Source organism: Acaryochloris sp. IP29b_bin.137, from assembly GCF_028285745.1.
Taxonomy (GTDB): Bacteria; Cyanobacteriota; Cyanobacteriia; order Thermosynechococcales; family Thermosynechococcaceae; genus Acaryochloris.
The window spans coordinates 12,509-26,441 of the sequence record NZ_JANQOP010000063.1 but is presented as its reverse complement, the minus strand read 5'-3'; the positions used below and the strand labels follow the sequence as shown (position 1 = coordinate 26,441).

Annotated in this window: 9 protein-coding genes; 6 read left to right on the top strand and 3 right to left on the bottom strand. The window is 47.5% G+C overall.

What is annotated here, in order from left to right:
- The first annotated feature begins 28 nt into the window (after positions 1-28).
- The 3 genes from Q0991_RS04810 to Q0991_RS04800 are packed head-to-tail and all read left to right on the top strand — an operon-like array spanning position 29 to position 7,241.
- Positions 29-4,588, top strand: coding sequence for a DUF3131 domain-containing protein (locus Q0991_RS04810; protein ID WP_299486001.1), 4,560 nt, complete (start codon positions 29-31; stop codon positions 4,586-4,588).
- A 20-nt stretch (positions 4,589-4,608) separates the two neighbouring features.
- Positions 4,609-4,803 (top strand): hypothetical protein, encoded by a 195-nt coding sequence (locus tag Q0991_RS04805; RefSeq protein ID WP_299486000.1) that lies wholly within the window; start codon positions 4,609-4,611, stop codon positions 4,801-4,803.
- A gap of 14 nt (positions 4,804-4,817) precedes the next feature.
- The gene (locus tag Q0991_RS04800; RefSeq protein WP_299485998.1) at positions 4,818-7,241 is read left to right on the top strand and encodes a glycosyltransferase family 2 protein; all 2,424 of its coding nucleotides are present in this window, start codon (positions 4,818-4,820) and stop codon (positions 7,239-7,241) included.
- Between the two features lie 892 nt (positions 7,242-8,133).
- Here Q0991_RS04800 and Q0991_RS04795 read toward each other — a convergent pair.
- Positions 8,134-8,547: a hypothetical protein gene (locus tag Q0991_RS04795; RefSeq protein WP_299485996.1), complete on the bottom strand. Its 414-nt coding sequence runs from the start codon at positions 8,545-8,547 to the stop codon at positions 8,134-8,136.
- A gap of 514 nt (positions 8,548-9,061) precedes the next feature.
- Here Q0991_RS04795 and Q0991_RS04790 point away from each other — a divergent pair.
- From Q0991_RS04790 to Q0991_RS04780, 3 genes are all read left to right on the top strand, one after another.
- Positions 9,062-9,412, top strand: a complete 351-nt coding sequence (locus Q0991_RS04790) for a helix-turn-helix transcriptional regulator (protein WP_299485994.1) — start codon at positions 9,062-9,064, stop codon at positions 9,410-9,412.
- Between the two features lie 381 nt (positions 9,413-9,793).
- Positions 9,794-10,252 carry a TM2 domain-containing protein gene (locus Q0991_RS04785; RefSeq protein WP_299485992.1) on the top strand — a complete coding sequence of 153 codons (459 nt, stop codon included), beginning with the start codon at positions 9,794-9,796 and terminating at the stop codon, positions 10,250-10,252.
- Positions 10,253-10,293: 41 nt separating this feature from the next.
- Positions 10,294-11,073: an HAD family hydrolase gene (locus Q0991_RS04780; protein WP_299485990.1), complete on the top strand. Its 780-nt coding sequence runs from the start codon at positions 10,294-10,296 to the stop codon at positions 11,071-11,073.
- Between the two features lie 476 nt (positions 11,074-11,549).
- On the opposite strand, the gene Q0991_RS04775 is transcribed toward Q0991_RS04780, so the two are convergent.
- Both Q0991_RS04775 and Q0991_RS04770 read right to left on the bottom strand, forming a co-directional pair.
- Positions 11,550-13,010 carry a 2-succinylbenzoate--CoA ligase gene (locus Q0991_RS04775; protein ID WP_299485988.1) on the bottom strand — a complete coding sequence of 487 codons (1,461 nt, stop codon included), beginning with the start codon at positions 13,008-13,010 and terminating at the stop codon, positions 11,550-11,552.
- The gene (locus Q0991_RS04770; RefSeq protein ID WP_299485986.1) at positions 13,003-13,926 is read right to left on the bottom strand and encodes an o-succinylbenzoate synthase; all 924 of its coding nucleotides are present in this window, start codon (positions 13,924-13,926) and stop codon (positions 13,003-13,005) included. The genes Q0991_RS04775 and Q0991_RS04770 overlap by 8 nt, the downstream gene beginning before the upstream one ends.
- Between the last annotated feature and the right edge of the window lie 7 nt (positions 13,927-13,933).

Here is a 13,933-nt window from a genome sequence, read left to right as displayed (position 1 = left end):
CATCTTTTGATTGGGGCCATCCTGCCTGATGAAGCGACGTCGTCCTTTACCGATAGTTAGACTAGTTGCCTGGTTGGCAATTGGCATTTTTTCTCCTTCTCTGTGGCTTCCCTTCACAACAGGGAAAGTTGCCAATGCACAAGAAGCAAATGATTGTGGGGCGATTACCAATCCCCTAACGCCAGAGGAAGAAACCTATGCTCGCACGGCATGGCAGTACTTTCTCAATAACTATCAAGAGGCCACGGGTTTCACCAACTCCACTGGGGGATACCCTTCCGGCACCTTGTGGGACATGGGAAACTACCTGATGGCCCTCAATGCGGCCCGCTGGATGAACCTGATCCCCCAAGAAGAGTTCGATCAAAAACTGAATAAATTTCTGTCTTCTCTAGCGGGGTTAACACTGTTTGAAGACAGCTTACCGAACAAGGTGTATAACGCGGCTGATGGCGCCATGGTGGACTATGGCAACAATCCCATTGATCGAGGGATTGGTTGGTCTGCCTTGGATATTGGTCGGATTTTGGCGGCATTTCATGTGCTGCGCACCTGTCATCCCCAATATGCAGATTGGTTGAAATCCATCATCGATCGCTGGGCAGTGGATCGGTCCGTTCAAGATGGCTATATGTTTGGGGCAACTGTTCTAGAGGATGGGCAGACTTTGCCAGTGCAAGAAGGCCGACTGGGGTATGAGGAGTATGCATCCCGAGGCTACCAACTCTGGAACTTTCAGGTGCCGAAGGCGTTATCCTTTGAACCGTTCAAGATGGTGGAGATCTATGGGGTGCAGATTCCTGTGGATACTCGCAACTATCAAGACACCAATGCCAATAACTACGTCGTCAGTGAGTCCTATATCCTAGATGGCATTGAATTTGGCTTCCTGGGTGACCAAATGCGGGACTATGCCGCTCGGGTCTTCGAAGTGCAGAAACGACGCTATCAAGCTACAGGTCAATTAACGGCGGTGACCGAAGACAATATTGATGGTCCCCCCTACTTCTTGTACAACACTGTTTTCTCCAATGGCGAAGCTTGGGCCACGATTACTGAGAAAAACGAACTTCATCCCGACAAACGCAGTATCAGCACCAAGGCAGCCTTTGGGTGGCGCTATATTTTTCCGGATGACCCCTATGCTCAACAGCTGTTTGAAGTTGCAAAGGGATTAATGAGCCCTGATGGGGGCGGCTTTTTCGCCGGTTTATATGAAGAGACCCAACAACCCAACCAATCCCTAACGGGAAATACGAATGGGTTAATTATGGAGATTCTCTATTACAAGGCCAGAGGCAATCGACCCCTAATTGGGGGAAATGGGGTGAGTGCTTCCACCGGAACCTCTGAAACAACCGTTGTTCTGGAAGGCTTTCCTGCACCTGAAACAGCACAAGCGCCCGCTCCAGCGCCTGCGCCCGCCCCCGCGCCTGCCGCCGCTCCGGCTCCTCCCCCGACTCCTGCCGCCGCTCCAGCGCCTGCGCCCGCCCCCATATCTGCCCCTCCGCCCCCGCCGAGTGATAATTCCTGTGGCGGGATTACCAATCCTTTGACCCCCGAAGAAGAGACTTACGCGCGCACGGCTTGGCAGTACTTTGTCAACAACTATCAAGAAGCCACCGGATTTACTAACTCAACCGGAGGCTACCCTTCCGGCACCCTGTGGGATATGGGGAACTACCTCATGGCCCTCAATGCGGCCCGGTGGATGAACCTGATCACCCAAGATGAGTTTGACCTCAAACTCAATAAATTTCTGTCTTCTCTATCTGAATTAACGCTGTTTGAAGACAGCTTGCCCAATAAGGTCTATAACGCTGCCGATGGTGCGATGGTGGACTATGGCAACAACCCCATTGACCGCGGCATCGGTTGGTCGGCCTTAGATATTGGCCGAATTTTGGCAGCATTTCATGTCCTGCGCACCTGTCATCCCCAATATGCAGACTGGTTAAAATCTATTATCGATCGATGGGCGATTGAACGCTCCATTCAAGACGGCAATCTATTTGGAGCTACCGTCCTTGAAGATGGTCAAACGTTGCCTGTCCAAGAAGGCCGACTAGGGTACGAAGAATATGCGGCCCGAGGCTATGAGTTGTGGGGATATTCCGTCCCCAAGGCGCTGTCCTTTGAGCCATTTCAATTAGTCGAGATATACGGGGTGCAAATCCCCGTTGATACCCGAGCCTTTCAAGAAACGAATGCCAACAATTATGTGGTGAGTGAGTCCTATATCTTGGACGGCATTGAGTTTGGCTTTTTGGGCGATCAAATGCGCGATTATGCGGCCCGTGTACTCGAAGTCCAAAAACGTCGCTATCAGGCTACGGGCCAACTAACGGCGGTTACCGAAGATAACATTGATGGCCCGCCTTACTTCCTCTACAACACCGTTTTTTCCAATGGTGTCGCTTGGGCCACCATTACTGAGAAGAATGAACTGCATCCCGAGAAACGCAGTATTAGCACCAAAGCGGCCTTTGGGTGGCGCTATATCTTCCCGGATGAACCCTATGCAGAGGAATTATTCGAAGTCGCGAAAGGCTTGATGAGCCCAGATGGCGGCGGTTTTTTTGCCGGCATGTATGAGGCAACCAATGAGCCTAATCGGGCCCTAACCGGTAATACAAATGGGTTGATTATGGAAATCCTCTACTACAAAGCGAGAGGATATCGCCCCCTGATTGGGGGGAATGGGGTGAATGCCTCCACCGGAACACCCCAAAGTACCATCGTTGCTGAAGGTTACCCAGCTCCAGACAATGTAGCTTCCGCTCCAGCACCGGCCCCAGCACCTGCTCCGGCCCCAGTTCCAGCACCGGCCCCAACTCCGGCACCTGCCCCGGCTCCGGCTCCAGCACCCGCTCCTTCACCTGCGCCGACTCCAACACCCGCTCCTTCACCCTCACCTACTCCGGCCCCAGTCTCTACACCGACGCCGAGTCCTGTTATTGCCCAATCTCCGAGCAATGCTCCTCCTCCCACTCACAAGCATTTATCCCCCTCTAAATCCATTGATTCGGATTTAGTCGTGTGCTGTCAATTGATCGAAGGCGACGGTGCTACACCTAACTTCCCATCCAGCCAAACAACGGCTGCTTTACCAACGCCTGCACCGACTCCAGCACCTGCCCCTACCCCAGCTCCAGCTCCGATCGGCAAGGTAGAACAAATGGTGGAACAATCCGTCCAGGTGGCAGTTGCTCCCATTCTGTCTGGTGGCAAAGTGAAGGAATCAGCGGTTTGCCAAGATCTGACGCGCCGTCCTCATTTAGCTGAAAAACGCTATGCCAAAGCGGCCTGGAAATACTTTGAGGCCAACTACGAATCCAGTACGGGATTGGTCAGCGATCGCAGCGATATGAAAGTCGCTACTTTGTGGGGAATGGGGGACTATTTAGCCGCCCTTCAGGCGGCTGAATCCCTAGATGTGATTAGCATCGAAGAATTTGATCAGCGGGTCCGTTTATTTTTAGGTGCAATTAAACAATTGCCGTTACATGGCGGTGAATTGCCCCATCGCAACTACGATATTCGCACCCTAGAAGCTGTTGATTACGGCATGAACCCGGCCCCTGAAGGCATTGGCTGGTCCGGTTTAGATGTGGGACGGTTCTTGTTGGCCCTTCACAATCTCAAGGGCTGTCACAAGGAGTATGCCACCATTATTGATGAAATTGTCTTAGATTGGTCTTTCCTGCGGGTGGTGCGAGATGGTCGCATCCACAGCGCTTTTGTCGAAACGGATAGCAATGGCCGCCGCTTAATTCGCGTCAAGCCAGATTCCCGATTGGGCTACGAAGAATACGCTGCCCGGGGGTTTCAACTTTGGGGCTTTGATGTGACGGAAGCCGCCGTCGGTGGAAACTACAAAACCGCCGAATTAGAAGGCTTTCAAATTCCGATTGAGCGAGACCGTCCGCGGAAGAAACCTGATATTGAGCAACAGACAGTTAGCAATCCATTTATGGTTTATGGCTTAGAGTTGGGCCTCGATCCACAAATGCGGCGGTTGGTTTTACCAATGTTGCAGGCTCAGGCTGAACGCTATAACCGCGAAGGCGTATTGACGGCAGCAGGCACCACCCTCACTACCAAAGCACCCTACGTGATTCATAGCAGCCTGATTAATAAAGATAAACAACCCTGGGCCGCATCCACTGCCGATAAATCCCTGAAACCCGAGCAACGCATCATCAGCAGTGCGGCAGCCTTCGCTTATCATGCGATTTTCCCTGACAATGCCTATGCTCAAGAGCTATATCAGTCTGCGTTGGACCTCTATAACCCTGTGTTGGGCTTTTATGAAGGGGTGAATGAGCAAACCGGCCAGTCTAACCCTGGTTTTAGTGGCTCTACCAACAGTATTGTTCTGCAGTCTATTTTGTATCGGCTGCGCGATCGCCAACCGTTACTGGTTGCCGATACCTCCCGCAATTCCCCATGGTGGAAAGCTGTCGCCAACGAAGAGATAGGGACCGGTTTGCCCCCCACCCCTAAACCCAAATTGCAGCTGATTACGGATTCAACGGGCACCTATTGGGGAACCCCAAATAACACCCTGTCCCAAAACCATAAATAACAACTGTTTTGAGTGGATTAATGGATACCTACTCCCTAGCTATCGATCAGCCAGAACCGACCCTCATCGGCATCCTGGACAACTATTTTGCCAGAGGTTGTGAGAATAAGCAGCTCAGTGTCAATACTCAACTTAACCACAACATTACTGTGGTGATTCCTAAAAATATGACTGAAACCCACCAACATTATCCCTCTTTATTAGGCAAGCAGTAAGGATACCCAGTCTCATGACTAATGCCGTCCCCATTGTTGAAAATACCCCTACCTTCTCCGGCAATATCCGCATCCGGCTAAAGGATAGAACGTTGCTGTTTCGGTTCTTAGTCATCGTTAACCTCATTTTTGGGGGCTGGTATCTGCAGTGGCGGATTCTCAACTCTGTCAACTTTAATGTGCTCTGGCTAGCCATTCCACTCCTGCTGGCAGAAATATATAGCTATATCGGGGGGGTGATGTTCTTTATTGGTCTCTGGCGGCCCATTGTTCGAGATGTCAAGCCTCTCAGACACATGCGCCCTACCTTGCCAGAGTCTAAGTGGCCAAGTATTGATGTCTTTATCACTTGCTATAACGAACCGGTTGAGATGGTTCGTGAAACGGCTAAAGCATCCTTAAACCTAGACTATCCTGCCAACAAGCTGAAGGTATATGTGCTGGATGATGGCGGTTCTCCCCAAATGCGGCAAATGTCAGAGCAATTGTGTATTGCGGATCTGCAAACGCCACAGCTTCGCGCAGCAGCAGATGACATTAACACACAGCGTCTGCAGCTCAAAGCAAAACTACAACACCTCCAAAGTTTAGTGTCCGAAATTGCGGCAGGAGAGGAACAGTTAAAGTCTCATACCTTAACGGTAGAAACCAAACGGGAAAATGCTCAAGTTGCGCTGGACTGGTATAATCAGCTCCAACAACCCCATATCCCCATGAAACCTTGGCTGGAGATACAAACGGTATTGGGTGAGGCAGTGGATAATGTCTTGAAATATGCCCATAAAGATCTCCCTGCCACGACACTGATTGACTTAGAACTCAATATTTCTAGTAACGTTTTGGTACTACAAATTTGGGACCGAGGCCCCGGACTCGATAACCCTGACAAAATCTTTAAGTCCCTAGAAGATGTTGAGCCAATGGCTGAAGGCGGGAGGGGATTTGGCATCATGAGCCAATTCACAGACTTTGTCAGCTACAATCCAACCCCGGATCAACGCCAGTGTCTCATTGCCATTAAATTCTTTACTCCGGAAGACAACGCCATCCAAGATCAAACTCAACAATTGGCCGGGTATCTCCATAGCTTGCAACAAAGCACCCGCCTGTTAAATCATCAATATGGCTCGGCTACAGAGTACCTGAAAGCAGAAGTAAAGGCCGTCAAGCGAGCCATTGAGCAAAAAGAACAGGACCTAATTGACCTAGCCCGCAGCCGCTATATTGCTCGTCAAAAGCCAAAAGGCAAACCCCATCACGCCAAGGCTGGCAACATTAACCATGCCTTGTTTTCTGGGGAAACCACAGGCGATCTGATCTTGACCCTAGATGCAGACCATATTCCTAAGCCTCAATTTCTTCAGCGAGTCTTGCCCTATTTCTTTGAATACAGCATGCAAGATGGAGCGTACAAGGACAACGACATTGCCTTCGTTCAAACGCCTCAAGACTTTTATAATCTGCCGCCTGGCGATCCGTTTGGTCATCAAGCTCGGTTGTTTTATGGCCCGATTCAACAAGGGAAGGATGGCATGAGCTCAGCCTTCTATACTGGCACCAATGCGATCTTACGCCGGGAAGCATTGGTGACGACTGGTCTGCAAAATTTTGCGGATGAATATTTAGAGGACCAAAAACGCTTAGAAGAGTTTGAGTTGGTGGGCGGCGTTTCCAGTGCCAGTATTACGGAAGATATGAATACTGCCATGCGTCTCCATGCAGCTGGATGGAAGTCGGTTTATCACCATGAAGTCTTGGCGGTTGGCCTAGCCCCCGACGACCTCAGCTCCACCTTGAAACAGCGACTGAGGTGGGCTCAGGGTACGGTTCAGGTCCTTCTCCGGGAAAATCCACTCACGAAAAAAGGACTAACCGTTTGGCAACAGCTGCAATATTTCCAGACTATGTATAGTTACTTCTCGGGATTTTTTACGCTGATTTTTATTGCTTGTCCACTGATCTACTTTTTTACCGGGGCGATTCCCGTGCAAACCTATGGATTAGCATTTGCCATCCATTTTGTACCTGCCTTTATTCTCAACCGCATCACCTTTATGGCGGCAGCTTGGGGCATTAAGAAGTCAGAGTTATGGCGAGCAGAACAATTTGCGATCGCACTATTCCCACTGTTTATCAAAGCTGTTTGGAGTGTGTTTACGGGTAGACCTGTAAAGTTCCAAGTGACTCCAAAACAGCGTCAATCGGGTATGTATATTGGTCTTGTCATTCCACAAATCACGGTTGTTGTGCTAACAGCCTTAGGTATTTCGTGGAGTTTATTCCGTTATGCAACTGGTAGCCTAGAGAACCCAGGCCTACATGTTCTCAATGCTGCTTGGGCAATCTATAATGTTTCCCTAATTTGGGCTCTGATTAAAGCTGCTATTTGGCAACCTTCTACTGCGGATTCAGCCGCCACCGAGCTTGCTAACACCTAGCGGACTGTGACTCAGATGGAAGGTTCTCACAATGACAAGCCAGAGTATTCGCACTATGGCTGGAGTTGTGGATTGAAGGAGTGAAGAATCATTCTGCCCCCATCCTTGACTCAGTGCAGGCGATTTCCCACAGTCTGCCGATGTCTCAAAATGAATGGAGCAACCCCTTCTGCGAGCAAAAGAATGTTGATGTGGGGAGCAGCCAACCTATTCCGTCTTCAGTAAATAGGGCTAATATTTTCTTATATAGTTATCTTTTTCTATGAAATTGAGAATAGCTAAATTAAGCTATGGCGTGAGCTGTAACTTTTAATTCAAACTTTGAATCAGGCTAAACCCCCTTTCGCTGATAAAGGAACGATCCCTTACTACTTCCAGAGGCAGGGTAAATCAGTTATGGGTCAACCGTTCTGAAATCCCTGTAGATATGGATCCTAAAGTCTTAGCCTCATAAGCTAAAGTTGTTTATTCAAAGTAAAAGTTTTCTTTTTGCCGGGAATGGGAATACTGAAAATAGCTTATCTAAGATTGGTTAGAACTTTTCTAGCACTCGTGCACTTTGGTTGGTTAGCACGAGTGTTTTTGTTATGAGCCGAGAGCATAGGGCAATGATTCTATGGGTACCGATTGCCCCAGTAGCTTATAATCTTAACTCGGAATATCCTCTGGCTTGGAGTTCCCAGATTTATGAGCCTATTATTTTCGTCTATGCACCTGTAACCGACCTAGCTATGGCCCAGTCTTACCGACAGTAACCTTGATAGGTTGGATTGAGAATGGAGTTTGGTGCATGGAGTGCGAGTATCCCTAATCAGTACATCGCACATCATGTTATCGAGTGGTAGGACTTTCAATGGTTTGTCTTTAATGCATTCAACTGCAATGAACAGTTTTACTCGTTGTACTGAAACTGCTGATTTCTGATCCGAGCAGCCCGCTCTTGTTGGAGTTCTTCATAGGGAAGATCGAGGAGATATTTTGTAACTTCCTTCCCTTGCTCAACAACTCGTGTTGCTGCAACAAGCCGACTAGATATTAAACGTTGAAGGGAAGCAAAAATTCGATTGATCTTGCCGTGTTTAGTATCTGTCAACAACCAAGTAATTCGTTCAGCTATTTCATCGCGACTGAGCGGATATAGACTCTCAAATAAAACTCCTTTGACGGCCAGGTCTAACTGAGTCTTATAGGCAGCCTCCAACAGACTGCTTTGAGTAACAGCAGGTTGAGGATCTGAATAGTGCCGTTCTGCCCGTCTTCTTGTTTGAAATCCTCTTGTAGATCGTTTGTATTGCGTTGATTCCATTTCGGTATCTGAATAATTTACTAGGTAATATTTACTTGACTCGCTGTCTTCTTTTAGCTGCTAATTTAAGCAGCATGATTTTGGCTACAAAGAACTTATAGCCCAGACACCTAGCCATTGGGGTTGGTAAAATTACTGATTTATCTATTTCGTGGGCAATTGCTTCAGGTGCAATTACCCTGTAGGCAATTTATGAATACATCCATTGTATCCGTGAATATACGGAGTTGCCTCCCCCATAAATTGGGATTTTACTGGAGTTTTGACGGCTGTTGAGTGGGTAGATCAGTACTTTTACTGAAAATATTGGCATTCACTCCAGTTTTAAGATGCATCAAGAATCCGTATTCCTACATAGAACTGATCTAGGAATTCCATCTAAAATATTTCTGGTTCTAAATATTTGGACAATATTTTCCAGTAATAAAATCTACAGTCAATCACGTTTTGGTAATGCTATAGAATCTCTCTGGTGATTGAATATTCCTATCGTTTATCGAATCCGTTATCCACCATGCCTCGCAAGCAATTAGGGAAAAAAGATCAGCTGATCATTAATATTGCAGCCCAGAAAATTGGTAGAAGGATGAAGCAGTTGCGGGCTCATCTCGGTTTGTCGCAAGTTCAAATTTCAAAAAATCTATCAATTTCTGTAAGGCAGTGGTCTGGCTGCGAGTGTGGGGATTATTTATTGAATATAGACTTCCTTATTCTGCTGAATACCTATTATCAAGTCTCAATCGATTGGCTCTTGACCGGTAAAGGGAATATGTTTATGGACGACACAAGTGATGTAGAGCATAAAATTACCAGTCAAGAGCTAGCTGAAGAGCTGAAAATGCTTATTGGGAGACTGGAAGACTAATATTCATCTTCCCGGTAACCTTTTGGTTCTCGAAAAGCTTAGTCGTCCATCAATATTCCTGCTCTTTTTGTTTATCGTTACAGGAGCAGTCCTAGGTCAGCTTTCCCACTTTAGGGATATATATTTTTATCCATTTATATTTCTGGAAGCCTGGAAGCAACATCTCCAGTGCAAGGGTGGACCATCGCCGATAGTTGATTTTTATGTCATAAGACCATGACTGATTGCGCCTATACTGCGAGAATGATCTAGATACTCTTGGCAACTCTGAAGCATGAAAGCGCTTTTCTTGAGAAAGTTAAAGAGAATTGCTAGGTCATAGAAGGGTTTTGGCTAGAATTGAGAGATAGCGAGCAGGTCGATAGAGGTCATACTACTCCCATGGCCAATACGGGTACAGCCTATCTTCTTTGGTTCTTCGCAACTTTTGGTATATTCGGGGTTCACCGTTTTTACTTAGGTAAACCAGTTAGTGGCATTCTTTACCTTCTAACTTTTGGCTTTTTTGGAATCGGTCAGGTGGTCGATCTGTTTTTGATTCCAGAAATGGTCGATTACAAGAATATGAAGCAGCAATTGCTATACGGATCAGGGGATAACTTCACACCTCCCGTCATTGTTCGAGATGTGAACAGTTTTTCTCCGTCTCATCCCCCCCTGGAGGTCCAGATTTTGAAGGTCTGTCGAGATCAGCAAGGTGCAACCCTCAGCGACTGCGTCATTGCAACCGAAAGGAGCGCTGATGAGGTCAAGATTAAGGTACAGGAATTATGCCTGGCGGAGTTGTTGGTTATTGATAACCGGGAAACGGATGGAGCAGTAATTTACAAGGCAGTCTAAAATTTGAAGCTGTAGAAGATTACCGCCCGACAGAAATTTTAATGAGTAACTCTATTCTCAAGTTGGCTGAGATCCACCCGCAAATCCTAAACGGGATTAAACTAATCGCAACTGATATGGATGGTACGTTAACAGTGGAGGGGAAGTTTCCGCCAGCATTGGGGCAGGCCTTATGGGATTTGCAATCGGCTGGCTATACCGTTGTGATTGTCACTGGGCGGTCAGCTGGATGGGTGAGTGGCTTGGCTCACTATTTACCTATACAGGGTGCGATCGCAGAAAATGGTGGCCTTTTCTTTCATCAGCCAGACACACCGGGAAAAGTCCTTTCAGATATCCCTGGCCTCAAAGATCACCGCACCCACTTAGCCAAAACCTTCCGTCAGCTCCAGACCCAATTCCCTCATCTACGGACCACCGCTGACAACGCCTTTAGGATCACGGATTGGACCTTTGATAATCCGGGCTTTGACCCAGTAGATTTAGAAAAAATGGCGCAATTATGTGCCACCGAAGGATTTGATTTCACCTACAGTACGGTGCAATGCCATATCAAACCCCAAGGCCAAAACAAACAAGCGGGACTACTGACTGTTCTCACGCACCATTTGCCTGAACAATATGATTTATCTCAAGTCTTGACGATTGGCGATAGCCCTAATGATCAAGATCTATTTGACCCTCAAGTTTTTTCCCTGTCCATTGGTGTTGCCAACCTATCCCATTACCTGGGGCATATCAGCCACCACCCCCAGGCCATGACCCAGGCAGCTGAAGGATTAGGCTTTCTTGAAATAACTCAACGGCTGCTATCGCAGTAGTTCCTCTGAATTTGAGCAATATAAACAACCCTATAATGGCTAAGGGGTTTGGCTTATTGTAACCAAACCCCAAATCCTATAGAAACCGAGAATGTATGTTTGCTCAGAGTTGAAAAATAGATAGAGTGTACAGAAAAACAGCTAAAGTGGACATTAACAACAGCAACAGTTCTAAGAGGTAAGTCTTACGTATCTTTACTAGATAAGTGTTCTGGCCTTTGCACTTCCAATATAGAAAATGATGACCACAAATTGTAAGTTCTCAGATAGAAGGTTGCTCTTCAGAACAGAGGTAGGAGGTACAGACATGCTCTGGGATTACTTGTTAACTTTGACTTTTTGTACCTGGGTTTAATCTAGCATTAACCCCCAGCACCTGCTCACTTCTTTTACCAAAGTTCACTCTTGTTTGTGGGGATTAACAAGGCGCAAAATATCCATAAAATTGGATGAGCCCATATCCGAATCCCCGATCCCTAACCCTCTGATTGAGGGAACTGAACGGCTGTTCTGGTTTGGGCCGGGTCGATTTTGCCTTGTGGGTTACGGGGAAGCTCAGGTAAGACATGCCATTGTTGCGGTTGTTTAAAGGCACTGAGTTGGTTGGCAAGCATCGATTTCAATGCAGGCAGGGAAAAGTGTGGAGATAAGGGGACCACTAAAGCCGTTATACTTTGGCCCCAGTCGGGATGAGGCTCGCCAAAAACCATCACATCCTTCACCATGCCTGTACCCAAGAGGACTGATTCTATTTCTTCGGGAAAAATATTCTCTCCTCCTGAAATAATTTTGCGACTTAAACGGCCCACGATATGCAACTCTTCATAGTCATTGAAATAGCCAATATCGTCTGTCAAAAATTGATGAGAAGACGCAAATCGTTGAGGGTAATAGCCCTTACAGAGAGAGTCACTTTGAATGACCACTTGTCCTATGGTATTGGCAGTAACCGGCTTGAGTTGATCATCCCGAATAGTGATCTGGGCATGGGGCAAGACGGGGCCATTGTGAATTGCCCCCAATAGAAATTGATTTGGATCTAAGGTTGCGACTTGTGAGGCGGTTTCCGTCATGCCGTAAGTTAAAGCGAGGCGAAGTTGGTGCTGGCGAGCTGTCTTTAATAAAGATGGCCATGCCGGGGCTCCCCCCACCAAAATGGTGCGAAACCGAGCGAGCCATTGTAAGCGAGCGTCACTCTGTTGTAAGAGTCGCTGGAGTTGAGTGGGGACAAGGGAAAGAAAATACTGCTGAGGTTGCTTAGATTCAGAATCAAGAAAGGCAGCAATGTCTGGAACCAAAGGGGGATGGGTGGAAAAACAGTGTTTGGGTAATAGGATGAATTGGCCGTCTGTAAGGAGCGATCGCATAAACTGCATCAACCCACTCACGTGATACAGCGGTAACCAGCAACAAGAATGGATAGCATCCGGTTGATTGCCGAAAAAGTGGCGTTGGCAGCCTTTGACTGAGGCAGCTAGGGTAGACCAAGTGTGAATCGCAAATCGAATTTGCCCTGATGAGCCTCCGGTAGGAATCAAAATCCATCCCTTCTCTTTTGGCTGGGTTGGAGTCGGTTCCGGGATATCAATCTTTGGCAATTGAGAGACGCCCCAAATAATTTGGGGATTTGCCAAGTGTAAAACCTGCTGCCATTCAGACCGTTGCCAATGCGGGTTCCCTAAGAACACAGGACAATCGCATAAGCAAGCCGCCATAAATCCAGCCAAGAACTCTAACGGATCGGTCTGGACTAATAGGATCCTGGGATATTGCTCTCGATCTATCCAGTGTTGTAACTCTAATTGGCGTTGCCCAGTTCGCTCTAACCAAATCTGATTATTCAAACCCATCATCCAGTCTTGTCGTTGCCAGAGTACCTGAGGAGAACAAGCACTAGTCGGCTTGAAGGAATCACGAGGAAACGATTTATTATTCATCAGGGGATAACCAATGGCGAACACCAAAACCTATCGCCCGTCTAGGATTAGAGAGTTCGGCGGCTAACTTTAGGCAAGCTTGTCGCCCGATATCTGATTCAAACACAGAGGAGAAAACAGCATCAATGGGATGGGTCTGGCAAAACTGACGTAAGCGATCAGGATAACCGCAAATGGCAGGTTTAATCACGAAAATACCCTTCCAACCTTGGCGATAACACTGCTGGAGTTGAGATAGGGTTGCCACTGACTCATCTAAGGCTAAAGGTGTTTCAAACTGCTGACTTAGCAACAACATGTCAGAAAATTGATTAGGCGGCAAAGGTTGCTCTAGATATTCAATCGTCCTGTGGTCTGCGACCAAATCGCAAAGCTGAAGCCAACCCTGAGCCGCTTTATGGGTTAACCCACCGTTGGCATCCAGTCGAATCAGGGCTTGTTGCGGTAGAGCTGCCATCAACTGCCGGAAAAGACTCTGTTCGTGTTCGGGAGCATCCACCCCAATCTTCCACTTGAAGGTTCGATAGCCCTGTTCCCACAGGTGTGAGGCAGCAGATAACGCTTGTATTCCGGTTGGCAATAGGCCACAGATATCAGGGGGAGCTGGGGTTGATACCAAGTTTTGAGTTAAGGCTTCCCAAGCCGTGCCAAATCCAAATTGGCATGCCGGATAGTCATCCGGGACAGACAAAATCTGAGATTGCGTTAGCTGCTGTCGCAGGTGCTGGCAAAAGTGATAGGCCTGTTCCCAAGTTTCAGACCCAAACCAGGCTAGGGGCGCAATTTCCCCGCGGCCAATATGGCCAGAATCATCTGCTAACGACACAATCAAACCTTGTCGGATTGACCACAGGCCATGATGGGTTTGTAAAGGTTGCTGGAAAGATCGTTGATAGATTTGAAAGGAATATTGCATATGGTTC

Excerpts from the sequence above, each read along its gene's own strand:
- Q0991_RS04810 (WP_299486001.1), top strand. The coding sequence starts at position 29 with ATGAAGCGACGTCGTCCTTTACCGATAGTTAGACTAGTTGCCTGGTTG.
- Q0991_RS04805 (WP_299486000.1), top strand. The coding sequence starts at position 4,609 with ATGGATACCTACTCCCTAGCTATCGATCAGCCAGAACCGACCCTCATC.
- Q0991_RS04800 (WP_299485998.1), top strand. The coding sequence starts at position 4,818 with ATGACTAATGCCGTCCCCATTGTTGAAAATACCCCTACCTTCTCCGGC.
- Q0991_RS04795 (WP_299485996.1), bottom strand. The coding sequence starts at position 8,547 with ATGGAATCAACGCAATACAAACGATCTACAAGAGGATTTCAAACAAGA.
- Q0991_RS04790 (WP_299485994.1), top strand. The coding sequence starts at position 9,062 with ATGCCTCGCAAGCAATTAGGGAAAAAAGATCAGCTGATCATTAATATT.
- Q0991_RS04785 (WP_299485992.1), top strand. The coding sequence starts at position 9,794 with ATGGCCAATACGGGTACAGCCTATCTTCTTTGGTTCTTCGCAACTTTT.
- Q0991_RS04780 (WP_299485990.1), top strand. The coding sequence starts at position 10,294 with ATGAGTAACTCTATTCTCAAGTTGGCTGAGATCCACCCGCAAATCCTA.
- Q0991_RS04775 (WP_299485988.1), bottom strand. The coding sequence starts at position 13,010 with ATGAATAATAAATCGTTTCCTCGTGATTCCTTCAAGCCGACTAGTGCT.
- Q0991_RS04770 (WP_299485986.1), bottom strand. The coding sequence starts at position 13,926 with ATGCAATATTCCTTTCAAATCTATCAACGATCTTTCCAGCAACCTTTA.